Source organism: Pantoea sp. UYEF8, assembly GCF_040546285.1.
GTDB lineage: Bacteria > Pseudomonadota > Gammaproteobacteria > Enterobacterales > Enterobacteriaceae > Pantoea > Pantoea brenneri.
This window is the reverse complement of the sequence record NZ_JBEPNM010000004.1, coordinates 493,372-516,419: the sequence shown is the minus strand read 5'-3', so window position 1 is coordinate 516,419 and position 23,048 is coordinate 493,372. Positions and strand designations below refer to the sequence as shown.

Annotated in this window: 24 protein-coding genes; 19 read left to right on the top strand and 5 right to left on the bottom strand. The window is 57.8% G+C overall.

Annotated features, from left to right (window positions below):
* Positions 1 to 36: 36 nt before the first annotated feature.
* From ABIB18_RS11250 to ABIB18_RS11240, 3 genes are read right to left on the bottom strand one after another with little or no spacing between them, the layout of a single operon-like run.
* Entirely contained in the window at positions 37 to 1,542 is a 1,506-nt protein-coding gene (locus tag ABIB18_RS11250; protein ID WP_031377186.1) for a tripartite tricarboxylate transporter permease, read from the bottom strand.
* A gap of 10 nt (positions 1,543 to 1,552) precedes the next feature.
* Positions 1,553 to 1,984 carry a tripartite tricarboxylate transporter TctB family protein gene (locus ABIB18_RS11245; RefSeq protein WP_031377187.1) on the bottom strand — a complete coding sequence of 144 codons (432 nt, stop codon included), beginning with the start codon at positions 1,982 to 1,984 and terminating at the stop codon, positions 1,553 to 1,555.
* Between the two features lie 12 nt (positions 1,985 to 1,996).
* Entirely contained in the window at positions 1,997 to 2,977 is a 981-nt protein-coding gene (locus ABIB18_RS11240) for a Bug family tripartite tricarboxylate transporter substrate binding protein (protein WP_354474151.1), read from the bottom strand.
* A gap of 120 nt (positions 2,978 to 3,097) precedes the next feature.
* On the opposite strand from ABIB18_RS11240, the gene tctD reads away from it, so the two are divergent.
* Both tctD and ABIB18_RS11230 read left to right on the top strand, forming a co-directional pair.
* Positions 3,098 to 3,769: a transcriptional regulator TctD gene (gene tctD, locus ABIB18_RS11235; RefSeq protein WP_069728999.1), complete on the top strand. Its 672-nt coding sequence runs from the start codon at positions 3,098 to 3,100 to the stop codon at positions 3,767 to 3,769.
* Complete coding sequence (locus tag ABIB18_RS11230) at positions 3,760 to 5,148, top strand: sensor histidine kinase (protein ID WP_046288184.1); 1,389 nt, start codon at positions 3,760 to 3,762, stop codon at positions 5,146 to 5,148. Before tctD ends, ABIB18_RS11230 begins: the two co-directional genes overlap by 10 nt.
* Here ABIB18_RS11230 and ABIB18_RS11225 read toward each other — a convergent pair.
* On the bottom strand, positions 5,129 to 6,028 hold the full coding sequence (locus ABIB18_RS11225; RefSeq protein WP_046288513.1) for a DMT family transporter: 900 nt from the start codon (positions 6,026 to 6,028) through the stop codon (positions 5,129 to 5,131). The two genes, ABIB18_RS11230 and ABIB18_RS11225, sit on opposite strands and share 20 nt — an antisense overlap.
* Before the next feature lie 97 nt (positions 6,029 to 6,125).
* Between ABIB18_RS11225 and ABIB18_RS11220 the strand changes: the two genes are divergently transcribed.
* The 15 genes from ABIB18_RS11220 to hisP all read left to right on the top strand — a co-directional run bounded on the left by ABIB18_RS11220 (position 6,126) and on the right by hisP (position 20,268).
* Entirely contained in the window at positions 6,126 to 6,905 is a 780-nt protein-coding gene (locus ABIB18_RS11220; protein WP_089561975.1) for an AraC family transcriptional regulator, read from the top strand.
* A gap of 55 nt (positions 6,906 to 6,960) precedes the next feature.
* Entirely contained in the window at positions 6,961 to 8,094 is a 1,134-nt protein-coding gene (pdxB, locus tag ABIB18_RS11215) for a 4-phosphoerythronate dehydrogenase PdxB (RefSeq protein ID WP_031377190.1), read from the top strand.
* 103 nt (positions 8,095 to 8,197) lie between these two features.
* Positions 8,198 to 9,205 carry an aspartate-semialdehyde dehydrogenase gene (locus ABIB18_RS11210; RefSeq protein ID WP_031377191.1) on the top strand — a complete coding sequence of 336 codons (1,008 nt, stop codon included), beginning with the start codon at positions 8,198 to 8,200 and terminating at the stop codon, positions 9,203 to 9,205.
* A 2-nt stretch (positions 9,206 to 9,207) separates the two neighbouring features.
* Positions 9,208 to 10,011: a tRNA pseudouridine(38-40) synthase TruA gene (gene truA, locus ABIB18_RS11205; RefSeq protein WP_031377192.1), complete on the top strand. Its 804-nt coding sequence runs from the start codon at positions 9,208 to 9,210 to the stop codon at positions 10,009 to 10,011.
* Between the two features lie 29 nt (positions 10,012 to 10,040).
* Positions 10,041 to 10,703, top strand: a complete 663-nt coding sequence (locus ABIB18_RS11200) for a DedA family protein (RefSeq protein ID WP_031377193.1) — start codon at positions 10,041 to 10,043, stop codon at positions 10,701 to 10,703.
* A 149-nt stretch (positions 10,704 to 10,852) separates the two neighbouring features.
* On the top strand, positions 10,853 to 11,767 hold the full coding sequence (accD, locus tag ABIB18_RS11195) for an acetyl-CoA carboxylase, carboxyltransferase subunit beta (protein ID WP_031377194.1): 915 nt from the start codon (positions 10,853 to 10,855) through the stop codon (positions 11,765 to 11,767).
* Positions 11,768 to 11,861: 94 nt separating this feature from the next.
* A complete protein-coding gene (gene folC / locus ABIB18_RS11190; RefSeq protein WP_046288185.1) occupies positions 11,862 to 13,130 on the top strand; it encodes a bifunctional tetrahydrofolate synthase/dihydrofolate synthase in 1,269 nt (422 codons plus the stop codon).
* On the top strand, positions 13,120 to 13,860 hold the full coding sequence (dedD, locus tag ABIB18_RS11185; RefSeq protein ID WP_031376252.1) for a cell division protein DedD: 741 nt from the start codon (positions 13,120 to 13,122) through the stop codon (positions 13,858 to 13,860). Before folC ends, dedD begins: the two co-directional genes overlap by 11 nt.
* A gap of 264 nt (positions 13,861 to 14,124) precedes the next feature.
* Positions 14,125 to 14,610 carry a colicin V production protein gene (gene cvpA, locus ABIB18_RS11180; RefSeq protein ID WP_031376251.1) on the top strand — a complete coding sequence of 162 codons (486 nt, stop codon included), beginning with the start codon at positions 14,125 to 14,127 and terminating at the stop codon, positions 14,608 to 14,610.
* Between the two features lie 37 nt (positions 14,611 to 14,647).
* The gene (purF, locus tag ABIB18_RS11175; protein WP_069728995.1) at positions 14,648 to 16,165 is read left to right on the top strand and encodes an amidophosphoribosyltransferase; all 1,518 of its coding nucleotides are present in this window, start codon (positions 14,648 to 14,650) and stop codon (positions 16,163 to 16,165) included.
* Between the two features lie 111 nt (positions 16,166 to 16,276).
* Positions 16,277 to 16,846 (top strand): UbiX family flavin prenyltransferase, encoded by a 570-nt coding sequence (locus ABIB18_RS11170; protein ID WP_031376250.1) that lies wholly within the window; start codon positions 16,277 to 16,279, stop codon positions 16,844 to 16,846.
* A gap of 259 nt (positions 16,847 to 17,105) precedes the next feature.
* Positions 17,106 to 17,888 carry a lysine/arginine/ornithine ABC transporter substrate-binding protein ArgT gene (gene argT, locus ABIB18_RS11165; protein ID WP_046288187.1) on the top strand — a complete coding sequence of 261 codons (783 nt, stop codon included), beginning with the start codon at positions 17,106 to 17,108 and terminating at the stop codon, positions 17,886 to 17,888.
* A gap of 199 nt (positions 17,889 to 18,087) precedes the next feature.
* Positions 18,088 to 18,777: a histidine ABC transporter permease HisQ gene (locus ABIB18_RS11160; protein WP_031376248.1), complete on the top strand. Its 690-nt coding sequence runs from the start codon at positions 18,088 to 18,090 to the stop codon at positions 18,775 to 18,777.
* Entirely contained in the window at positions 18,770 to 19,486 is a 717-nt protein-coding gene (locus ABIB18_RS11155) for an ABC transporter permease (RefSeq protein WP_031376247.1), read from the top strand. The genes ABIB18_RS11160 and ABIB18_RS11155 overlap by 8 nt, the downstream gene beginning before the upstream one ends.
* 8 nt (positions 19,487 to 19,494) lie before the next feature.
* Positions 19,495 to 20,268, top strand: a complete 774-nt coding sequence (gene hisP, locus ABIB18_RS11150) for a histidine ABC transporter ATP-binding protein HisP (RefSeq protein ID WP_031376246.1) — start codon at positions 19,495 to 19,497, stop codon at positions 20,266 to 20,268.
* 356 nt (positions 20,269 to 20,624) lie between these two features.
* On the opposite strand, the gene ABIB18_RS11145 is transcribed toward hisP, so the two are convergent.
* Positions 20,625 to 21,524: a TIGR01777 family oxidoreductase gene (locus ABIB18_RS11145; RefSeq protein ID WP_256150301.1), complete on the bottom strand. Its 900-nt coding sequence runs from the start codon at positions 21,522 to 21,524 to the stop codon at positions 20,625 to 20,627.
* 182 nt (positions 21,525 to 21,706) lie between these two features.
* Here ABIB18_RS11145 and yfcF point away from each other — a divergent pair, with 182 nt between their 5' ends.
* Positions 21,707 to 22,348 (top strand): glutathione transferase, encoded by a 642-nt coding sequence (gene yfcF / locus ABIB18_RS11140; RefSeq protein WP_031376245.1) that lies wholly within the window; start codon positions 21,707 to 21,709, stop codon positions 22,346 to 22,348.
* Between the two features lie 110 nt (positions 22,349 to 22,458).
* Positions 22,459 to 22,983 (top strand): NUDIX hydrolase YfcD, encoded by a 525-nt coding sequence (yfcD, locus tag ABIB18_RS11135; protein WP_031376244.1) that lies wholly within the window; start codon positions 22,459 to 22,461, stop codon positions 22,981 to 22,983.
* The last annotated feature ends 65 nt before the right edge of the window (positions 22,984 to 23,048 follow it).

Sequence of the window (23,048 nt, the reverse complement as noted above, 5' to 3'; positions counted from 1 at the left end):
AAATCCCACGGGGGCGCACGCGTTTCGGCGGGAGATTTACTCTTCTGCCAGCTTCAGACGATGACGACGCCAGCGTTTCCAGATCGGCGGCACCAGCAGTACCGCAATCGCCAGCACCAGCAGCACTTTGCAGATCAGACTTTCCCACAGGATCACCAGATTCCCGTTGCTGATCGACAAGGCGCGACGCAGGTTCTGCTCCAGCATCTCACCCAGCACAAAGCCCAGAATCAACGGCGACATCGGGAAGTCCATTTTACGCAGGATATAGCCAAAGATTCCCAGCCCGACCATCAACAGCAGGTCGAAGGTGGTGCTGTGTACCGCGTAAACGCCAACGGCGGAGATGGCGGCAATCGCCGGCACCAGGAACCACAGCGGAATGGTCAGCATGCGGGCGAAGACGTTAATCATCGGAATGTTCATGATCAACAGCATTACGTTGCCGATTAACAGCGCAGCGATCAGGCCCCAGACAATATCCGGCTGCTCCACAAACATCGCCGGTCCCGGCGTAATGTTATACAGCGTTAACGCGCCGACCATCACCGCCGTGGTGCCGGAGCCGGGAATACCCAGCGTCAGCATCGGAATAAAAGAGCCGCAGGCTGAGGCGTTGTTTGCCGCTTCCGGCGCGGCCACACCGCGAATATCCCCTTTACCAAACTGGTCGCTGCCGCTGATCTTCTTCTCGGTCATGTAGGCGATAGCGCTGGCGATGGTCGCACCGGCACCCGGTAACACGCCGACAAAAAAGCCAATAAAGGAGGATCGCAGCGTCGCACCGGTTGCCATCGCCGCCTCTTTCATATTGAACATCATCCGGCCGCTGGCCCGGACTGCCTTCTGTCCGCTGCTGGTCGACTCAAGCATCAGCAGGATTTCACTCACCGAGAACAGGCCAATCACCACCACTACAAACTGAATACCGTCGGAGAGATGAACGCTGTCAAAGGTAAAGCGGTAGACGCCGGTATTGGCATCGACGCCGACGGTAGCCATTCCCAGCCCAATCAGTGCCGCGAGGAATGACTTCAGCGGATTGTGGCTCATCATGCTGCCGAGACAGGCGATGGCGAACACCATCAGCGCAAAATATTCTGCCGGACCAAACGCCAGCGACCAGCTGGCCAGCAGCGGGGCGAACAGAATAATGCCGATAATGGCGATGGTGGAACCGATAAACGAGCTGACCGCCGAAATCGACAGTGCGACGCCGGCTTTGCCCTGTTGCGCCATCGGATAACCATCCAGCGCGGTCATAATCGCCCCGGCATCACCCGGCACGTTAAGCAGAATCGAGGAGATACGTCCGCCATATTCACAGCCGATGTAGACCGTTGCCAGCAGAATCAGCGCCGATTCCGCCGGTAAGTGCAGAGCAAAAGCCAGCGGCATCAGAATCGCCACGCCGTTAATCGGGCCCAGGCCCGGCAGCAGGCCAACGATGGTGCCGATAAAGCAGCCAATCAGGGCAATCAGCAGATTCTCTGGCGTCATGGCGACGGCAAAGCCCTGCATCAAAAAGGACCAGGTATCCATGATGCTCTCCTTAACTCAGCCAGCTGCCGACCGGAAGGGACACTTCCAGCAGGCGATCAAAGGCGTAAAACAGGGTGGTGCCCATCGCCAGCCCGGCCAGCGCCGCTGCCCACCAGCGCGCGCCAAACAGCAGGCCGATGCCAAAGGTCAGCAGCGTGGTGCAGATGGCAAAGCCCAGCGTTTCAAACAGCCAGCCGTACAGCAGCATCATCAGCGCCAGCGCCACCAGCCGCTTCAGCGTGCCGCCGGACGGCCAGTGAATGGTGTCGGGTTTGCGAAACAGCATCAGCAGGGCGCAGATCGCCATCAGGCCGAGGATCGCCATCGGGAAGGGGCGCGGTCCCACCGGTTCGTAGCTGTATTCGCTCTGAATTTGCCAGGCCACCACCATGCCGCCGAGGCACAGCGCCAGCCACAGGCCAGCAAAAATACGATCGCTCATGATTCGCTCCGGTTATTTGGCCAGGCCAAACGATTTAGCCTGCTCACGGTAATCCGCCACCTGTTTTTTGACGTAGCTGTCGAGTTCCTGACCCGTCAGGTTAAATTCGAACAGGCCGCGCAGATCGCGCTGCTTTTTGAACTCCGGCGTTTCCACCATCTTTTTGAATGCCTGTTCCCACCACTGATAGTCGGCATCGCTGACTTTCGGGCCGAGGTAGTAGCCGCGAATGATCGGCCAGACGATGTTAAAGCCTTGCTCTTTGGCGGTTGGCACCTGCGCCAGCTGGCCCGGCAGACGCTGATCGGACATTACCGCCAGCACCCGCATTTTGCCGCCCTGCAGATGCGGCACCATTTCACTCATGTCGCCAGAGACCACCTGAATATGGTTGCCGAGCAGCGCGGTAACCGGCTCGCCGCCGCCTTCAAAAGCGACGTAACGCATCTTGCGCGGATCGATGCCAGCTTCACGCGCCAGCAGGGCGGTTTTCATCCAGTCCTGACTGCCGATCGAGGCACCGGCACCGACCACCACTTTGGTCGGATCTTCTTTCATCGCCGCCATCAGCTCGCCAAGGGTTTTCCACGGCGCATCTTCACGTACCGCCACCATGCCGTAGTCGGTTCCCACTGCCGCCAGCCACTTCACATCATCAACCGAGTAGCGACCAAATTTGCCCTGCGACAGATTCAGCAGCGAGCCGCCCGAGAAAGCCACTACCGTGCCGGCTTCAGCCGGGCGCTGAGCGATGATCGCGTTGTAGGCCACCGCGCCGACGCCGCCAGGCATATAGGTAACGCGCATTGGCGTCTCAATCTGTTTGGTTTCCTGCAGCGAGACCTGCAACAGCTTGCAGGTGAGGTCAAACCCGCCGCCCGGCTTAGCCGGTGCAATACATTCGGTACGGCCCGGACCGTTGGCGGCAATGGCAGCAGGCACCATCAGCGACAGCAGGGCAGTGGTCAGGGCGGTATGGATTATTTTTTTCATCGTGCGCTCCATTCATTCTTCCAGAGTGTGATTGCCGCCGAAATATTGGCGTTGCTGAATTGTTAAAACAATTACCTTTCATTTACCTTTCACTGCCCGGATTTAATAACAGGATGTGATATGCGTCTCTTACTGGTAGAGGACACGGTTGACCTGGCGTGTTGGTTGCAGAAAGCGCTGACGCAAAAAGGCTTTGCCGTCGACTGGGTGGCGGATGGCGTCGCGGCCGATCACGCCTTGCAATGTGAAGCCTATGCGCTGGTGGTGCTGGACGTCTCGCTGCCGCGCATCGATGGCCTGGAAGTGCTGACGCGGTTGCGGCGGCGGGGTCAGAGCGTGCCGGTTTTGCTGCTGACGGCGCGTAGCGCGCTGGATGACCGGGTGCGCGGCCTGAATCTCGGGGCGGATGATTACCTGACCAAGCCGTTTGAGCTGGATGAACTGGAAGCGCGGTTGCGGGCGCTGCTGCGGCGCAGCCAGAGCCAGGCGGCGCAAAGCCAGTCGCTGGGCCAGCTGGTGCTGGATGGCGAAGGCTATTTTCTGCTGGCAGACCGGCCGCTGGCGCTGACGCCGCGTGAGTCGAGCATCCTCACCACCCTGATGCAGCGCCACGGCCGGCCGGTTTCCCGTCAGCATCTGTATGAACAGACTTTTAGCCTGGCGGATGAGGCCAGCCCGGAGAGCATTGAGCTGTATGTCCACCGGGTGCGTAAAAAACTGGCGGGTAGCGACGTGGCTATCGTGACGCTGCGCGGACTCGGCTACAGCCTGGAAACGCTGCCGTGCGGCTGATTCATTCGCTGCGCGGCGAACTGCTGGCGTGGCTGGGTCTGCCGCTGTTACTGCTGTGGGCGCTGTCGGTTTACACCCATTATCAGAGCGGGCTGGCGGCGGCCAATCAGGCTTACGATCGCTCGCTGCTGGCCTCGGCGCGCACCGTGGCAGAACGGCTGGTGGTGCGGCAGCATCATCTGGAGGTGGACGTGCCCTGGGTGGTGCTCGACAGTTTCGAACGCAATATGAACGACCAGCTGTTTTATCAGGTGATTTCGCCACAGGGGAAAACGCTGTCGGGCTATGACGATCTGCCACCGATTCCGCCGGCCAGCAAAATGTCGACCGCTTATCCGGCGCTGGTGCACTTTTATGACGGACGCTATCACCAGCATCGCATTCGGGTGGCGGCACTGTGGCAACCGGTGAGTGAGGCGGGCGTCGACGGGATGGCGCTGGTGCTGGTGGCTGAAACTGTTAACTCCCGCCAGGAGTTTGCCCGCGGACTGATGCGTACCGCCCTGATCAGCCAGAGCGGGCTGGTGCTGATGACGCTGCTGCTGGCCAGCCTGATGCTGCGCCGGGTATTACGTCCGCTGCGGCAGCTTTCGCGCATTGTATTACAGCGTGACGGCGGCGAATTGACCCCGCTGCCGTCGTTGCCGTGGTCAGAACTGCAGCCGTTGATCATCGCCTTTAACCGTTATCTGGAACGTCTGCGCGGCCTGCTGGCGCGGCAGGATCGTTTCAGCGCTGACGCGGCACATCAGCTGCGCACGCCGCTGACTATCCTCAAAACCCAGGTGAGCGTGGCGCTCAACAGCGAACGTCCGGAACAGTGGCAGGAGAGTTTACTCGGCATGCGTCATACGCTGGATGAAACCATCTTACTCACCGATCGGCTATTGCAACTGGCACGCATCAAGGCACGTCACGGCGAAGACAAGCCGATGATGCGGGTCGATCTGGCGGCCATCGTCCGTGAAGCCTGCCTGAGCCGCTACACGGCGGCACGCACCCGGCAAATCGATCTCGGTTATGAGGGCGAGGAGAGCAGTCAGGTGATCGGAGACGGGGTGCTGCTCGGCGAACTGTGCGCCAACCTGCTGGATAATGCGATTAAATATACCCCGCATCACGGCGTCGTCACCGCGCGGGTGGTGGCGGGCAAACTGGAGATTGAAGACAGCGGTCCCGGCATCGACGGGGCGGAACAGCGAAAAGCGTTACAGCCTTTTCAGCGGCTGGATAATGTTGGTATTCAGCCAGGGGCCGGCATTGGTCTGGCGCTGGTGCAGGATATCTGTGCCTGGCATGGTGCCACCATGCAGCTCGATCGCAGCCCGCAACTGGGCGGGCTGCGCGTGACGATACGGTTTACAACCGACGCAGGTTGACCGGTTTAGCGCGGGTTAGCGGCGTACGCAGCCGCTGGGCCAGAATCACGCCGGACAGGGTCAGGCCGCCACCAATCCAGTGGTAACTGTGCAGTTGCTCATGCAGGAACAGCACCGCGATCAGTGCGGTAAACACCGGGATCAGGTTCATAAAGATACTGGTGGTACTGGCCCCGAGGCGCTGCACGCCGTGGATCCACAAAAAGGGCGCAATGATCGAGGCAAACAGACCGGCAAACGCCACCAGCGGCAGGTTATGCCGGTTAAGTGACACCTCAGGCGCCAGCAGAAAGCCCGGTAACAGCAACAGTACGCCGAATAAAATCTGCACATACAGGCTGTGCCAGATCGGCAACGGCAGCGCCCAGCGCCGGGTCAGCACGCCATACAGCGCATAAGCGGCGGAGGCGGCCAGCATCAGCAGTTCGCCTTTGCCGAGTCCGTGACTCAGTAACTGCATCACATCGCCCTGACTCACCAGCCACACCAGACCGATAAACGAGATGATACTGCCGAGCAGAATGCCGAGCGTCGGCGCGATCCTTAGGATCACTACGCTCAGCAACACGGTGAGCAGCGGGATCAACGCCCCGATAATGCCCATGAACAGTGCGCTGACGCTCTGGGCGGCATAATAAGCCAGGCTCTGATACAGCACCATGCCGAGCAGGCCGAGGATCAGTAACCGCCACAGATGTGGCCGGATCGCCTGACGCGTCCGCCATACGCCGGGCAACACAAACGGCGTCAATACCAGCAACGCCAGCAGCCAGCGGTAGAAAGAGATCGCCGCCGGATCGATGGCGGAAGCCGACAGTTTGCTGACAATCGAGTTGATCGACCAGATCAACACCGCACACAGCGGATAGAGGAAAAACATGGTCACGCTCCACAGCATTAGATGAGGCGCAGTGTACGCTTGTCCGGATTTATCCAGATAGTTAATATCAGACAAAATTAATCGCTCTCCGGACATAATGACCTTACAGATTACCTACCAGCCGCCGCTGGATGCGCCACAGCTGCACTACTTTATGCGTTTCGAACAGGCCAACGCGCATACCGAATATCTGCCGCATGCCCATGACTGGGGACAGCTGATCTTTGTGAAAAGTCACGTGCTGGAGATGCGGGTAGAGGGTGAGCGGCTGCTGACTCCGGCCGATATCCCGGTGTGGATCCCGCCAGGCCACCGGCACAGCAGCTATAACTACCGTCAGGCGCAGTTCCGCACCTTTAACCTCGCCGCCGCGCTGTGTACCGGCCTGCCACAGCGCGCCTGCCTGCTGATTGTCGATCCGATTGTGCACGCCATCATGGATGAGTTTGCCGGGCAGCAGATCGAGCAGCCGGTCACCGAAGCGCAGTGGCGGCTGTGTGAGGTACTACGCGATCGTCTGCCGCTGGCGCAGGTACAGGAGAGCTACCTGCCGACCTCAACCGATAAATTTCTGGCACCGGTGCTGCATGCGCTGGAAGCTAATCCGGGTGATAACACCACGCTGGCCGGCTGGGCAGCGCGGGTTTTTACCACCGAACGCACGCTGGCGCGGCGCTGTCAGCAGCAGTTGCACATGACCTTCGGCGAGTGGCGACAGCGGCTGCGTTTTCTGCGCGCTATCGTACTGCTGGAGCAGGGCGTCAGCGTGCAGAGCATCGCCCACGAACTGGGCTATAGCTCGGCATCGGCGCTGATTGTGATGTTTCAGCAGCAGGCCGGAACCACACCGGATCGTTACCGCGCGCGGTTAGGCTAACGCGTCGCTTTGTGCCAGAATAATGGCCTTCAATGCAACAGACAGGAAAGCCGTGGTGAAGATTCTCGTCGATGAAAATATGCCTTATGCCCGTGAGTTGTTCAGCCGGACCGGCGAAGTGGTGGCGGTTCCGGGTCGTCCCTTGCCGGCGGCGGAACTGGCCGATGCCGATGGCCTGATGGTGCGATCGGTGACCCAGGTCAATGAAGCGCTGCTGGCCGGTAAGCCGGTGAAGTTTGTCGGTACCGCCACTGCCGGCACCGACCATATCGACGAAAACTGGCTGCAGCAGGCGGGCATTGCCTTTTCCGCCGCGCCCGGCTGCAACGCCATCGCGGTGGTGGAGTATGTCTTCTCGTCTTTGCTGCTGTTGGCGGAACGTGACGGCTTCCAGCTGCGTGACCGCACCGTCGGCATTGTCGGCGTCGGCAACGTCGGTGGACGGTTGCAGAAACGGCTGGCGGCGTGGGGGGTGAAAACCCTGCTGTGCGATCCGCCGCGCGCCGATCGCGGTGACGAAGGCGATTTTCTTTCGCTGGAGCAGCTGGTGGAGCAGGCGGATATTTTGACCTTCCATACGCCACTGTTTAAAGCCGGCCGCTATAAAAGCTGGCACCTGGCAGATGCGGCATTACTGATGGCGCTGAAGCCCAATACCATTCTGATTAACGCCTGTCGCGGCCCGGTGGTCGACAATGCCGCGCTGCTGGAAGTGCTGAAGATGCGCGCCGATCTCAGCGTAGTGCTTGACGTCTGGGAACCGGAGCCGGATCTGTCGCTGGCGCTGCTCGACAAAGTAGACATCGCCACGGCGCACATTGCGGGCTATACCCTCGAAGGCAAGGCGCGCGGCACTACTCAGGTGTTTGAAGCCTGGTGTGACTTTATCGGTCAGCCGCAACAGGTCCCGCTCAGCAGCCTGCTGCCGGTGCCGGAATTCAGTGAAATCACCCTGAATGGCCCGCTGGATCAGGCAACGCTGAAACGCCTGGTGCATCTGGTGTATGATGTGCGCCGCGACGATGCGCCCCTGCGAAAAGTGGCGGCTCAGCCTGGCGAATTTGATCGCCTGCGTAAGCAGTATCAGGAGCGCCGCGAATGGTCCTCGTTGCAGGTGATCTGTGACGACGCCAGCACGGCTGAGATGCTGACCCAACTGGGTTTTAACGCAACGCTCTCTTCCCGATAGTTGATGCCCTGGCACAACGGCCTGCGGGCAGGGAAAAATCCGAATCCCTCGGCGGTGAGATCACCGCCTTCTGTTTTTATGTCATTGTCTGGAGTAAACCAACATGTCTGACGGCTGGAATATTGCGCTACTGGGCGCGACAGGCGCAGTAGGGAACGCTGTACTGGAATTGCTGGCGGAACGCCAGTTCCCGGTTGGTGAATTGTATTTGCTGGCCAGTGAAAACAGCGCCGGTGAGATCAAACGTTTTGAAGGCCGCTCGGTGCGGGTTGAAAATGCGGCAGAATTTGACTGGTCGCAGGCGCAGCTGGCCTTTTTCGTCGCCGGCCGCGACGCATCCGCCCGCTTTGCCGATGATGCGGCGAACGCCGGTTGTCTGGTCATCGACAGCAGCGAGCTGTTTGCGCTGTCACCGGATGTGCCGCTGGTAGTGCCGGATGTAAATCCGCATGTGCTGGCCGATTACCGCAACCGCAATATTATCAGCGTGGCGGACAACCTGGTCAGTCAGTTGCTGACCGCGATCAAACCGCTGGTCGATGCGGCTGGATTAGGCCGGTTGCAGGTCACCAACCTGATCTCGGTCTCCAGCTACGGCAAAGTGGCGGTGGATGCGCTGGCCGGTGAAAGTGCCCGCCTGCTGAACGGCATTCCGGCAGATGAACATCACTTTGGTCGTCAGCTGGCGTTTAACCTGATGCCGCAGCAGGTGGACGCGGAAGGCAGCGTTGAAAGCGAACGCCGTCTGGTCGATCAGGTGCGTAAAGTGCTGCAGGATGAAGGCTTACCGATTGCGGTCAGCAGCGTGCAGGCACCGGTGTTTTACGGCAATGCGCAGATTGTCCACATTGAAAACCTGCGTCCGCTTTCGGCTGAAGAGGCGCGTGCCGAACTGGCGCTGGTGTCAGACATCTCGCTGAGCGAAGAGGATTCGGTGCCGACGCCGGTCACCGATGCGTCGGGTAACGGTGCACTGAGCATTGGCGGCGTGCGTAACGATTACGGTATTCCGGAGCTGCTGCAGTTCTGGTCAGTGGCCGACAATATTCGTTTTGGCGGCGCGTTGATGGCGGTGAAAACGGCTGAGAAACTGGTTCAGGAGTATCTGTAACCATGTCCGACGGTCAGACGCAAAAACTGGCGCTCGGCATCGAGTATGACGGCAGCCGCTATTATGGCTGGCAGCGTCAGCAGGAAGTGCGCAGCGTGCAGGAAAAGTTAGAGCGCGCGCTGTCAAAAGTCGCCGATCATCCGGTCAGCGTGTTTTGTGCCGGACGCACCGATGCGGGCGTCCACGGGACCGGGCAGGTGGTGCATTTTGAAACCACTTCGCAGCGGGCGGACGGGGCCTGGACACTCGGCGTCAATGCCAACCTGCCGCCGGATATCGCGGTACGTTGGGTAAAAGCGGTGCCAGAGGCGTTTCACGCCCGTTTCAGCGCAACCGCCCGTCGTTATCGCTACCTGATTTACAATCAGCGGCTGCGTCCGGCGGTGCTGGCGCAGGGCGTGACCCATTTTTATCATCCGCTGGATGCTGAAAAGATGCATCGCGCCGGCCAGTGTCTGCTGGGTGAGAATGACTTTACCTCGTTTCGCGCCGTGCAGTGTCAGTCGCGTACCCCGTGGCGCAACGTGATTCACCTGAATGTGACGCGTCAGGGGCCTTACGTGATTGTCGATATTAAAGCCAACGCCTTTGTGCATCACATGGTGCGCAATATCGTCGGCAGCCTGATGGAGATTGGCTGTGGCAATCAGCCGGAATCCTGGATGGCCACGCTGCTGGCGGCGAAGGATCGGACATTGGCTGCAGCCACTGCCCGGGCAGAAGGGTTGTATCTGGTGGCGGTGGATTATCCATCCCACTTTGCGTTACCACAGCCGTCGATGGGACCGTTGTTCCTCGCGGATTAATTCACTTTTAGGGCTTAAAAGGGCGCGTTATGGAGTTCATCCATTTTCTGGTTGATTTTATTTTGCACATTGATGTGCATCTTGCCGAACTGGTTGCGCAGTACGGTGTCTGGATTTACGCTATTTTGTTCCTGATTTTGTTCTGCGAAACCGGTTTAGTGGTGACGCCATTCCTGCCTGGCGACTCGTTACTGTTTGTGGCGGGTGCACTGGCGGCGTTGCCTGGCAACGACCTGAATGTGCATCTGATGGTGGCGCTGTTAGTGGTTGCGGCGATCCTTGGCGATGCGGTGAACTACACCATTGGCCGTCTGTTTGGCGAGCGGTTGTTCAGTAACCCGAACTCCAGAATCTTCCGTCGCAGCTACCTGGATAAAACCCATGCGTTTTACGCCCGTCACGGCGGTAAAACCATTATCCTGGCGCGTTTTGTGCCGATTGTTCGCACCTTTGCGCCGTTTGTTGCCGGTATGGGCCACATGTCCTATCGTCACTTTGCGCTGTTCAACGTCACCGGTGCGCTGGCCTGGGTCCTGCTGTTCTCCTATGCCGGTTACCTGTTTGGCGATTTGCCGGTGGTGCAGGAAAACCTGAAGCTGCTGATTGTCGGGATTATCCTGGTGTCGGTATTGCCGGGCGTGATTGAAGTCTGGCGTCATCGCCGCCAGGCAAAGCAGCAGAAGCAGCCCTGAGTGGCCGCTTTGCTCAGGGGTAAGACCAGATTTTTATCCACAGTCTGAACGGGTTGTGGTTTAATGAGCGACATTTACCGTCTGCTGAAGCGGTTTTCAGCAGTATCAAGACGACTGGACCAGGTCAGTTTTAAACAGAAAGGTCATCAATGAGCTGGATTGAACGCATTCTTAATAAAAGCAACGTTACGCCTGCGCGCCGCGCCAGTATCCCGGAAGGGGTCTGGACCAAGTGCGACAGCTGTGGCCAGGTTCTCTACCGTGCCGAGCTGGAGCGTAATCTTGAAGTCTGTCCGAAGTGTGACCATCACATGCGTATGCACGCCCGTGAGCGCCTCGGCAGCTTCCTCGATCAGGGCACCCTGGTTGAGCTGGGCAGTGAACTGGAACCCAAGGATCTGCTGAAGTTCCGCGACTCGAAAAAGTACAAAGATCGTCTGGTCGCTGCGCAAAAGGCGACTAACGAGAAAGATGCGCTGATCGTGATGAAAGGCCAGCTGCATGGCATGCCGGTTGTCACTGCCGCCTTCGAATTCGCCTTTATGGGCGGTTCAATGGGCTCGGTAGTGGGTGCCCGTTTTGTGCGTGCGGTTGAGCAGGCGCTGGCGGATAACTGCCCGCTGATCTGCTTCTCTGCCAGTGGCGGCGCGCGTATGCAGGAAGCGCTGATGTCGCTGATGCAGATGGCGAAAACCAGCGCCGCGCTGGCTAAAATGCAGGAACGCGGTCTGCCTTACATCTCGGTACTGACCGACCCGACCATGGGCGGCGTGTCAGCCAGCTTTGCCATGCTGGGCGACCTCAACGTGGCGGAACCGAAAGCGCTGATCGGCTTTGCCGGTCCCCGCGTTATCGAGCAGACCGTGCGTGAAAAACTGCCGCCGGGCTTCCAGCGCAGTGAGTTCCTGATTGAAAAGGGCGCGATTGATATGATCATTCGCCGTCCGGAAATGCGGTACAAACTGGCAAGCCTGCTGGCAAAAATGATGAACCTGCCAGCACCGCTGCACGACGGTGAACAGTCCGCCCCGGCGACGACTGAGCCGGAGAGCAACGAGGCCTGACAGGAGATAGAAAGGCGCGCCCGTCGCGCCTTTCACCAATGCACCGTATACCTCAGCACCAGTCTGTCGGGTATAAATAAGCAAAACGGGACATATGGACAATCTTCACCTCCCTCAAGCCACGTCGCCTTTGGCCACGTGGCTTTATTATCTTGAGCACCTGCACACTCAGGCCATCGAACTGGGGCTGGATCGCATTCGCCAGGTCGCGCAACGTCTTGACCTGCTGAAACCCGCTCCCTTCGTCTTCACCGTCGCCGGCACCAACGGCAAAGGCACCACCTGTCGTACCCTGGAAACGCTGCTGATGGCGGCCGGCTATCGCGTGGGCGTTTACAGCTCGCCGCATCTGGTACGCTATACCGAACGGGTACGGGTTCAGGGGCAGGAGCTGAGCGAAGCGCAGCACTGTGCCAGCTTTGCCGACATTGAAGCCGGACGTGGTGATATCTCACTGACCTATTTTGAGTTTGGCACCTTGTCAGCGCTGAAGCTGTTTCAACAGGCGCAACTGGACGTGGTGATCCTCGAAGTCGGCCTCGGCGGACGGCTCGACGCCACCAATATCGTGGATGCAGATGTGGCGGTGGTCACCAGCATTGCGCTCGATCACATCGACTGGCTCGGTCCGGATCGGGAAAGCATTGGCCGCGAAAAAGCGGGTGTGTTCCGTGCCGGCAAACCGGCGGTGGTGGGTGAGCCTGATATGCCGCACAGCATTGCCGCAGTAGCCAGTGAGAAGGGCGCACAGCTGCTGCAACGCGACCGTGACTGGTGTTATCGTCAGCAGCCGGAAAGCTGGTCGCTGCGTGACGCGCACGGTGAGCTGAACGATCTGCCGCTGCCGCAGGTGCCGCTGCCGAATGCCGCGACGGCGCTGGTCGCGCTGCGCGCCTCCGGGCTGCAGGTCAGTGAGGCGCAGATCCGCGCTACGCTGCCGTTAGCCATGCTGCCGGGCCGCTTTCAGACCATCAGCGAATCGCCGCGGGTGATTCTCGACGTGGCGCATAATCCGCATGCGGCGCACTATCTGGCGTCACGGCTGGCCGCGCTGCCCAAAACCGGCCGGGTACTCGCGGTGGTGGGTATGCTGCACGACAAAGATATTGCCGGTACGCTGGCGGCGTTGTCACCGGCGGTGGATGCCTGGTACTGCGCACCGCTCGACGGCCCGCGCGGCGCGACGGCGGAGCAGCTGCTGCAGTGGCTGCCGCAGGGCGAGGCGTTCAGCACGGTAGAGCAGGCCTGGCAGCAGGCGCGCCAGCAGGCGCAGCCGCAGGACATTGTGCTGGTGTGTGGATCGTTCCACACCGTGGCACAGGTCATGGAATCGATTGAAACGGAGAAAGGACGTGGCAAGTAAGTTTCAGAACCGTTTAGTCGGCACCGTCATTCTGGTGGCCGTCGGCGTGATTGTATTGCCGGGGCTGCTGGATGGGCAGAAGAAGCACTATAAAGAAGAGTTCGCCGCCATTCCGCTGGTGCCGAAACCCGACGATCAGCAGGACAGCGAAATGGTGCCGCCGGTGACCCAGTCGCTGCCGGCCCAGCCGCCGGAAGGCGCAGGTAATGCGGTCAGCAGCAGCAGCGGAAAAACCACCGCAGCGGCTGAACAGGGACGCGCAAAACCCACCGAAGAGAGCGAGCCGGCCGTTGTAACGCCACCGCCGGTGCATCAGCCGACGCCGGTGAAACCGAAACCGGTCGAGCAGCCTAAACCGAAGCCGGTTGAGCAGCCGAAGCCTAAACCGGTCGAACAGCCGAAGCCAAAACCGGTTGAGCCACCGAAAACCGTGGAGCAGCCGAAGCAGGCCGAGACGCCGAAGGCGGCCGAACCGAGCGCACCAGCCGGTCAGGCTTATGTGGTACAGCTGGGTGCGCTGAAAAACGCCAGCAAGGTGAATGAGATTGTCGCGCAGCTGCGACTGTCGGGCTATCGCGCCTTTACCGTGCCATCAACGCCGGTACAGGGACAGATCACCCGCATTTACGTGGGACCGGACGCCTCAAAAGCCAAAATGCAAAGTGCGGTAGGCGAGCTGAAAAGCATCTCCGGGCTGGGCGGCGTCGTGAAGCCGTACAGCGCTCGCTAAACTCATCAATTGGCGCTGCCAATAGCAGTAACAGGCAGCGTCAATTGGGCTAAAGCACGGCGGGTTAAAGCGGATAAACGGGTAAAAAATGACGATTTTCAACGGCCTGACCGTCGGGAAATCAACCGGGCGACGAAGGTTTTTTTCATCGCCTTTTTTATGGATGCAGAACAGGAAAACCGCTACGCAAACGTTTTCTTTTTCTGTTAGAATGCGCCCCGAACTGGATGCAGGGGTGCAATGGCACTGGCGCTGGAAGAGTTCATGATCTGGATTGATTACGTCATTATTGCGGTAGTTGGTTTTTCGGCTCTGGTCAGCCTGATCCGTGGGTTTGTCCGGGAAGCCTTATCTCTTGTTACCTGGGGATGCGCGTTTTTTGTCGCCAGTCATTACTACGCCTACCTTGCAGTCTGGTTTACAGGTTTTGACGACGAACTGGTTCGTAACGGTATCGCCATTGGGGTGTTGTTTGTCGCCACCCTGATTGTCGGTGCGATTGTGAATTACGTGATCGGCTCGCTGGTGGAAAAAACCGGCCTGTCGGGAACCGACCGGGTGTTGGGCGTCTGTTTCGGGGCGTTGCGTGGTGTGCTGATAGTGGCCGCTCTGCTGTTCTTCCTCGATACTTTCACCGGCTTTTCGAAAAGTCCGGACTGGCAACAGTCTCAACTCATTCCCGAGTTCAGTTATATAATCAGGTGGTTTTTCGATTACCTGAAAAGCACGTCGAGTTTTTTACCCCGGTGATGCGACCGGGAGTGCGGCTTAATGAGGAAATGACAACATGTGTGGTATTGTCGGTATCACCGGTTTCATGCCGGTAAACCAGTCGATCTATGACGCGTTAACGGTGCTCCAGCACCGCGGGCAGGATGCCGCAGGCATTTGTACTATCGATGCGCTGAAGTGCTTCCGTCTGCGAAAGGCAAATGGCCTGGTCAGCGACGTTTTCGAAGCACGCCACATGCAGCGTTTGCAGGGCAACATGGGCATTGGTCACGCGCGTTATCCGACCGCGGGCAGCTCAAGTGCCTCTGAAGCGCAGCCATTCTACGTAAACTCGCCGTACGGTATTACGCTGGCGCACAACGGAAATCTCACCAACGCCCACGAACTGCGTAAGCACCTGTTCGAAAAGGGCCGCCGTCATGTGAATACCACCTCAGATTCTGAAATCCTGCTCAATATTTTCGCGCAGGAGCTGGATCGCTTCCAGAACGATCCGCTGGAAGCCGACAATATTTTTGCCGCCGTCGCTGCGGTGCATCAGCAGGTGCGCGGAGCCTATGCGGTGGTGGCGATGATTATCGGTCATGGCATGGTAGCGTTCCGCGACCCGAACGGTATCCGTCCGCTGGTGCTGGGCAAACGCGTGATCGCCGATGGCCGTACCGAATATATGGTGGCCTCGGAGAGCGTGGCGCTGGATACGTTAGGGTTTGAATTCATCCGTGACGTCGCACCGGGTGAAGCGGTCTATGTCACTGAGCAGGGGCAGCTTTCTACCCGCCAGTGCGCCGAAAACCCGAAAAGCAATCCCTGCCTGTTCGAGTATGTCTACTTTGCACGTCCTGACTCGTTCCTCGATAAGATTTCGGTCTACAGCGCCCGCGTGCGCATGGGCACCAAGCTGGGCGAGAAAATTGCCCGCGAGTGGGAAGATCTGGATATCGATGTAGTGATCCCGATTCCGGAAACCTCAACCGATATCGCACTGGAAATTGCGCGCATTCTCGATAAGCCGTATCGCCAGGGCTTCGTGAAAAACCGTTACGTCGGCCGCACCTTTATCATGCCGGGCCAGCAGTTACGTCGCAGCGCGGTTCGCCGTAAGCTGAATGCTAACCGCGCCGAGTTCCGCGATAAAAACGTGTTGCTGGTGGATGACTCCATCGTACGCGGCACCACCTCAGAGCAGATCATTGAGATGGCGCGTGAAGCCGGTGCGAAGCGGGTTTATCTGGCGTCAGCGGCTCCGGAGATTCGTTTCCCGAACGTATATGGCATTGATATGCCAAGCGCCACCGAGCTGATTGCCCACGGTCGTGAAGTCGAAGAGATCCGCCAGCTGATCAAAGCGGATGCGCTGATTTTCCAGGACCTGGATGACCTGATCGAAGCGGTTCGCGAAGAGAACCCGGACATTACCCAGTTTGAATGCTCGGTGTTTAACGGAATTTATGTCACGAAGGATGTTGACCAGCGCTATCTGGAATACCTCCAGTCGCTGCGTAATGACGATGCAAAAGCGGTTGCGCGTCAGAATGAGGTGGAAAACCTCGAGCTGCACAACGAAGGCTAAGCGCCAGCGTTAGGGCAGATAAAGCAGGGCGGGAGCAATCCCGCCCTGTTTGTTTTCAGAAATCCCCAGGCCGCGTTATGATGATGCATCCGGGTAGAGCAAGGTTGGAATATGAAACGACTCATCATTGGCATCTCAGGCGCCAGCGGGGTGATTTATGGCGTGCGCATGCTGCAGGTTTTGCAGCAGGTCGATGAGGTGGAAACGCATCTGGTGATGAGCCAGGCGGCGCGCCAGACGTTAGGGCTGGAGAGCGATTACTCACTACGTGACGTGCAGGCGCTGGCCGATGTGGTGCACGACGTGCGCGATATTGCGGCAAGCATTTCGTCAGGATCGTTTAAAACCCTCGGGATGGCGATTTTGCCGTGCTCAATGAAAACCCTGTCCGGCATCGTCCACAGTTACAGTGATTCACTGCTGACCCGCGCGGCTGACGTGGTATTAAAAGAGCAGCGCAAGCTGGTGCTGTGCGTGCGTGAAACGCCGCTGCACGTTGGCCACCTGCGCATGATGACCACCGCCGCTGAGCTGGGCGCCATCATTATGCCGCCAGTACCGGCGTTCTATCATCGCCCTGAAAACATCGGGCAACTGGTTGATCAAACGGTCAATCGGGTCATCGATCAGTTTGATATCGAATTGCCAGAAGATTTGTTCGCGCGCTGGCAAGGTGCATAAAGTTCCGCTGGCGCACTTATTTAGTGCATAAGCGCGCCTCGGATCACTCTTCGTGCATTTGATGCACCAAAAGTTAACATCATCGCTTTTTCTCTTTTACTTCACTGTTATATTCCCCTCACAAGCTCAGCGTTTTCGGCTGTCGGACGTCACGCTAAGTGCGCGAATAACTTGCAGAACTGGCATGAAACATGCAACTTACTTTGCGCAAACACATCACGTACCACATAACAAAAAGCACTTCACTTGAGGGTAATCTATGAAAAAGCGTGTTCTGGCTCTTTCCCTGATGCTGGGTTTATCCAGTGCTGCCAGCGTATTTGCGGCGGTACCAGGTTCAATCCGTATCGGCACAGATCCAACCTACCCACCGTTTGAGTCAAAAAACGCGCAAGGGCAGTTAGTGGGCTTTGATATCGACCTCGCTAACGAAATCTGCAAACGCATTCATACCCAGTGTACTTACGTTGAGAGCGACTTTGACGCCCTGATCCCCTCGCTGAAAGCGAAGAAAATTGACGCCATCATCTCTTCTCTCTCGATCACAGCAAAACGTCAGGAAGAAATCGCCTTCTCGGAAAAACTTTACGCCGCCAACGCGCGCTTAGTGGCACCGAAAGGGTCTAAAATCGAACCGACGATTGAGTCGCTGAAAGGCAAAAACATCGGTCTGTTGCAGGGCACCACCCAGGAAACTTACGCCAACCAGTACTGGCGGCCAAAAGGCGTGAGCGTGACACCGTACGCGAACCAGGATCTGGTCTATCAGGATCTGAATGCCGGACGTATTGATGCGGCGTTCCAGGACGAAGTGCAGGCGAGCGAAGGGTTCCTGAAGCAGCCGGTCGGGAAAAACTACGCCTTCGCCGGTCCGGCAGTGAAAGATGACAAAATCTTCGGCGTCGGCACCGGTATGGGGCTGCGTAAAGATGACAGCGAGCTGAAAGCGGCCATCGACAAAGCCTTTGCTGAAATGCGTAAAGATGGCACCTACGACAAGATTGCGAAGAAGTACTTCGACTTTAATGTGTACGGCGACTAACCATCCTGTCGCTCTGCCCATGGTATGACGGACCTTAGCAGGCCGGATCGGATGCGGGAAAAGAGAGCGCCAGCTAGCGGCGTTTACTTTACCGGCAATGCACGGTCTGCTGCTGTCCGGAATGGCTGAGCAGAGCAAAACTGCCCGTCGATTGCTGGCGGGCAGCGTTCCGTTTCCACCCCACGACAGGACCCTCTCGATGCTGTATGGCTATTCTGATGTAATTCTTCGGGGCACGCTGGTGACACTGGAGCTGGCGCTGACCTCGGTGGTTCTGGCAGTGCTGCTCGGGCTGATTGGCGCGGGTGCCAAACTGTCACGTAACCGGCTGCTGGCGATGATCTTTGAAGGCTACACCACCCTGATTCGCGGTGTGCCGGACCTCGTTCTTATGCTGCTGATCTTCTACGGTCTGCAGATCGTGCTTAACCAGATTACCGACGCGCTGGGGATGGCCCAGTTTGATATCGACCCGATGGTCGCGGGTATCATTACGCTCGGCTTTATCTATGGTGCCTACTTCACAGAAACCTTCCGTGGTGCCTTTATGGCGGTGCCAAAAGGGCAGATCGAAGCGGCCACCGCGTTCGGTTTCACCGGTTCACAGGTGTTCCGCCGCATTCTGTTCCCGGCGATGATGCGCTATGCGTTGCCGGGTATCGGCAACAACTGGCAGGTGATCCTCAAGGCCACCGCGCTGGTATCTCTGCTGGGGCTGGAAGATGTGGTGAAAGCCACGCAGCTGGCCGGTAAAAGTACCTGGCAACCGTTCTACTTTGCGATTGTGGCGGGCGTGATCTATCTGGTGTTTACCACGCTGTCGAATGGCGTGCTGTGGTGGCTTAACCGGCGCTATACGGTTGGCGTGAAGAGGGCGAGCTATGATTGATATTATTCAGGAATACTGGAAATCGCTGCTCTGGACCGATGGTTACCGCTTTACCGGCGTCGCCATTACGCTGTGGCTGTTGATCCTGTCGGTGGTGATTGGTGGATCGCTGGCGATCCTGCTGGCGATTGCGCGGGTTTCACCGAATCGGTTTATCAGTTTTCCGGTCTGGCTGTTTACCTATGTGTTTCGCGGTACACCGCTCTATGTGCAGCTGCTGGTGTTCTACTCCGGTATGTACACACTGGAAATTGTTAAAGGCACTGAACTGCTGAATGCCTTTTTCCGCAGCGGGCTGAACTGTACCTTACTGGCGTTTACCCTCAACACCTGTGCCTACACCACCGAAATCTTTGCCGGGGCTATCCGCTCGGTACCGCACGGTGAAATCGAGGCGGCGCGGGCCTATGGCTTCTCCACCTTCAAACTCTATCGCTGCATTATTCTGCCGTCGGCGCTGCGCACCGCGTTACCGGCCTACAGCAATGAAGTGATTTTAATGCTGCATTCCACCGCGCTGGCGTTTACCGCGACGGTGCCGGATTTGCTGAAAATTGCGCGTGATATCAACTCGGCGACCTATCAGCCGTTTACCGCGTTCGGCCTGGCCGCGGTGCTGTATCTGATTATTTCTTACGTGTTAATCAGCCTGTTCCGTCTGGCGGAGCGGCGCTGGCTGGCCCACGTCAAACCCTCTTCATCGCATTGAGTAGAACTATGGCTGACAATAAATTAAGCGTCACCGAATTACATAAACGTTACGGTGAACACGAAGTGCTGAAAGGGGTCTCGTTAACCGCTAACGCGGGCGATGTGATCACCATTATCGGATCGTCCGGTTCGGGAAAAAGTACCTTTTTACGCTGCATCAACTTCCTCGAAAAACCGAGCGAAGGCACGATTGTGGTTAATAATCAGCAGATCAACTTAGTCCGTGACAAAGATGGTCAGCTGAAAGTGGCAAACAAAGAGCAACTGCGCGCCCTGCGTACCAGCCTGACCATGGTATTCCAGCACTTCAATCTGTGGAGCCATATGACGGTGCTGGAAAACGTGATGGAAGCGCCGATTCAGGTGCTGGGACTGAGCAAAGCGGAAGCGCGTGAACGGGCAATCAAATACCTCGATAAGGTCGGGATTGATGCACGGGCACAGGCGAAATACCCGGTCCATCTTTCCGGTGGTCAGCAGCAGCGCGTGTCGATTGCGCGCGCGCTGGCGATGGAGCCGGAAGTGTTGCTGTTTGATGAACCCACCTCGGCGCTCGATCCGGAGCTGGTCGGTGAAGTACTGCGCATTATGCAGAAACTGGCGGAAGAGGGGAAAACCATGGTGGTGGTGACGCACGAGATGGAATTTGCCCGTCACGTCTCCAGTCATGTCATTTTCCTGCATCAGGGCAAAATTGAAGAGCAGGGATCGCCGGTGGAACTGTTCGGCAGCCCGAAGAGCACCCGCCTGCAGCAGTTCCTGAAAGGCTCGCTGAAGTAAGTTCGCGTCCGCGTCCGCGTCGTGCTGGCGCGGGCTGCCGCAATGCGGATGCCGCAGCCGCGGTCGATCATCTGTCCCGCCAGCCGGCGCATCACGATAGGGTGCGCCGGCTCAGTCTGAAAATCGCACTCTCGCTGAACTTTTATTGCCGGCCGGACGGTACCAGACACTACTTATGACTGGTACGGATTTCGCGGGTGGTAACGGTGGCTTATCGTCGCGTTCGTGGCGGTTTCGGCCTTAATCTCCGACCGGTAACGGCAATCGGCGCTCTCACTGGCCAACGCTGCGATTGCAGCAGAGTAATCGGCCCCAGCGAAGCCCGATTATCCGCCCGACCCATTCCGCCGCCCGCGTTAATGCTTAATCACATCCTGTAATGCTTGCTGCAGATCATACCAGCGGAAGGTAAATCCTGAGGCTTCCAGCCGTTTAGGCAACACATGCTGCCCACCCAGCACCAGCACCGCTGATTCACCCATCATCAGCTTAATCGCGCTGGCGGGGGTGCGCATAAAGGCCGGACGGTGCATTACCCGGCCCAGGGTCGCTGCAAACTGCTCATTGCGTACCGCATAAGGAGCAACCATGTTGAACGGACCGCGCAGATCGTCATGATCCAGCAGCCAGAGTATGGCGTTGAGCATATCGTCGAGATGGATCCACGGCATATATTGCTTACCGCTGCCGATCGGGCCGCCAATACCCAGTTTGAACGGCAGCTTCATTTTGCTGAGCGCGCCACCTTCTGCTGCCAGCACCACGCCGGTACGTAACAGACAGACGCGGGTACGATCGCTTTCGGCACTGAGCGCCAGTTGCTCCCAGCGGGCGCACAGCTGGTGAGTGAATTCGTCGTGTCCAGGATCCTCTTCGGTCAGCACCAGATCGCCGGTATCGCCATAAAACCCGGTCGCGGAGCCGGAAATCAGCACTGAGGGTGGAGTGGTGCTGGCATTGATCAGCGAGGCGATCTGTTCAGTGATCTGCCAGCGGCTTTCACACAACTGCTGTTTATGCGGTTCGGTCCAGCGTTTGTCGGCAATCGGTTCACCCGCCAGGTTGATTACCGCATCAACATTATTGAGATCGTGCTGTTGCGCCAGACCTGACCAGAGCGCCACGTCGTCGCCCAGCTTTTCACGCGCGCTGACCACATCACGCGTCACCACGCTAATCTGGTGTCCGAGTTGCTGCAGGCGCGGAATCAGATGGCGACCAATTAATCCTGTTCCGCCGGTAATAAGAATGTGCATGTTGCGGCTCCCTTGACGTTTTTGTTATTTGTTCTCTTCAGCATAGAAGAGTGAGGCCAGTGTGAGGTGAGTCGCGTCGCGCTTTCTTGCAATCGGTCGAAACATCGGACCAGCTCAGCGTTGCCTTCAGAAATAAAAATCGGTAAACATGATGCAATCCTGACAGCCAATTGAGGTAACCGATGAATTATCCGTCCATCACCCTGTGGTCAGATTCATCATTTTTCAGTCCTTACGCCATGTCGGCTTATGTTGCTCTCACCGAAAAAGGCATCCCTTTTACCCTGAAACGTGTCGATTTGTCGCAAAACCAGCAGTTCGCTGCGGCCTATCGTGAGCTGTCGTTAACCTGCCGGGTGCCTACGCTGCAAATCGATGATTTTCTGCTGAGCGAGTCTTCGGCCATCAGCGAATATTTGGAAGAGCGGTTTCCGGCACCCGAGTTTGAGCGCCTCTATCCCCGCGACCGTGAGAAGCGCGCCAGGGCAAGAGAGATTCAGGCCTGGCTGCGCAGCGACTTTATGTGGATCCGTCAGGAACGGCCGACGGAAGTGCTGTTCGCCGGCGAGCGATTTTCACCGCTGACCGCCTCGGCGCAGCAGGCAGTGGATAAGCTGGTTACGGCGGTTGAACGGCTGTTACCCGATGGGCAGCAGAATCTGTTTGGTGAATGGTCCATCGCCGATACCGATCTGGCGGTGATGCTTAACCGGCTGGTACTGCACGGCGATCCGTTACCCGCGCGCTTACAACACTATGCTGAGTTTCAGTGGCAGCGTGCCTCAGTACAACTGTGGTTAGCTGAAAGCGGCAAAAATCGATAACTTTCGAGGCTTGCTCAAGCTAACGGAAGTGATTACCTTACGCCACACTATGATAATAACGTGGTAAACAGCGCGTGCATCCGGGCACGCCAAACAGGAAAGGGTTACGGATGGTGGATCACATTGCGGGTGAGGGTGTCGAGTGGGTCGACATCGTCAACGAAGAGAACGAAGTGGTTGCTCAGGCGACACGTGCACAGATGCGTGCTGAATGTCTGCGTCACCGTGCCACCTATATCGTGGTTCATGACGGTATGGGGAAAATTCTGGTACAGCGTCGCACCGAGACCAAAGATTTTATGCCGGGCAAGCTGGACGCAACGGCAGGCGGCGTGGTGCAGAGCGGCGAAGATATGCTGGAATCGGCACGACGTGAAGCGGAAGAGGAACTGGGGATTGCCGACGTTCCGTTTGCCGAACACGGTAAATTCTACTTCGAAGATGAGCATTGCCGCGTCTGGGGTGGACTGTTCAGCTGCGTATCGCACGGTCCTTTCGCAATGCAGGAAACGGAAGTGGATGAGATTATCTGGATGACGCCTGATGAAATCACCGCGCGTTGCGACGAATTTACCGACGATTCGCTTAAGGCATTGTCGCTGTGGATGAGCCGTAACGGCGAGAACCGGGCCTGATATCAACCGGCGACGGTGGCGTATCGCAGACAAAAAAAGGGCATGCGCAGTGGCATGCCCGGTAT

Excerpts from the sequence above, each read along its gene's own strand:
- ABIB18_RS11250 (WP_031377186.1), bottom strand. The coding sequence starts at position 1,542 with ATGGATACCTGGTCCTTTTTGATGCAGGGCTTTGCCGTCGCCATGACG.
- ABIB18_RS11245 (WP_031377187.1), bottom strand. The coding sequence starts at position 1,984 with ATGAGCGATCGTATTTTTGCTGGCCTGTGGCTGGCGCTGTGCCTCGGC.
- ABIB18_RS11240 (WP_354474151.1), bottom strand. The coding sequence starts at position 2,977 with ATGAAAAAAATAATCCATACCGCCCTGACCACTGCCCTGCTGTCGCTG.
- tctD (WP_069728999.1), top strand. The coding sequence starts at position 3,098 with ATGCGTCTCTTACTGGTAGAGGACACGGTTGACCTGGCGTGTTGGTTG.
- ABIB18_RS11225 (WP_046288513.1), bottom strand. The coding sequence starts at position 6,028 with ATGTTTTTCCTCTATCCGCTGTGTGCGGTGTTGATCTGGTCGATCAAC.
- ABIB18_RS11220 (WP_089561975.1), top strand. The coding sequence starts at position 6,126 with ATGACCTTACAGATTACCTACCAGCCGCCGCTGGATGCGCCACAGCTG.
- ABIB18_RS11210 (WP_031377191.1), top strand. The coding sequence starts at position 8,198 with ATGTCTGACGGCTGGAATATTGCGCTACTGGGCGCGACAGGCGCAGTA.
- truA (WP_031377192.1), top strand. The coding sequence starts at position 9,208 with ATGTCCGACGGTCAGACGCAAAAACTGGCGCTCGGCATCGAGTATGAC.
- ABIB18_RS11200 (WP_031377193.1), top strand. The coding sequence starts at position 10,041 with ATGGAGTTCATCCATTTTCTGGTTGATTTTATTTTGCACATTGATGTG.
- accD (WP_031377194.1), top strand. The coding sequence starts at position 10,853 with ATGAGCTGGATTGAACGCATTCTTAATAAAAGCAACGTTACGCCTGCG.
- folC (WP_046288185.1), top strand. The coding sequence starts at position 11,862 with ATGGACAATCTTCACCTCCCTCAAGCCACGTCGCCTTTGGCCACGTGG.
- cvpA (WP_031376251.1), top strand. The coding sequence starts at position 14,125 with ATGATCTGGATTGATTACGTCATTATTGCGGTAGTTGGTTTTTCGGCT.
- purF (WP_069728995.1), top strand. The coding sequence starts at position 14,648 with ATGTGTGGTATTGTCGGTATCACCGGTTTCATGCCGGTAAACCAGTCG.
- ABIB18_RS11170 (WP_031376250.1), top strand. The coding sequence starts at position 16,277 with ATGAAACGACTCATCATTGGCATCTCAGGCGCCAGCGGGGTGATTTAT.
- argT (WP_046288187.1), top strand. The coding sequence starts at position 17,106 with ATGAAAAAGCGTGTTCTGGCTCTTTCCCTGATGCTGGGTTTATCCAGT.
- ABIB18_RS11160 (WP_031376248.1), top strand. The coding sequence starts at position 18,088 with ATGCTGTATGGCTATTCTGATGTAATTCTTCGGGGCACGCTGGTGACA.
- ABIB18_RS11155 (WP_031376247.1), top strand. The coding sequence starts at position 18,770 with ATGATTGATATTATTCAGGAATACTGGAAATCGCTGCTCTGGACCGAT.
- hisP (WP_031376246.1), top strand. The coding sequence starts at position 19,495 with ATGGCTGACAATAAATTAAGCGTCACCGAATTACATAAACGTTACGGT.
- ABIB18_RS11145 (WP_256150301.1), bottom strand. The coding sequence starts at position 21,524 with ATGCACATTCTTATTACCGGCGGAACAGGATTAATTGGTCGCCATCTG.
- yfcF (WP_031376245.1), top strand. The coding sequence starts at position 21,707 with ATGAATTATCCGTCCATCACCCTGTGGTCAGATTCATCATTTTTCAGT.
- yfcD (WP_031376244.1), top strand. The coding sequence starts at position 22,459 with ATGGTGGATCACATTGCGGGTGAGGGTGTCGAGTGGGTCGACATCGTC.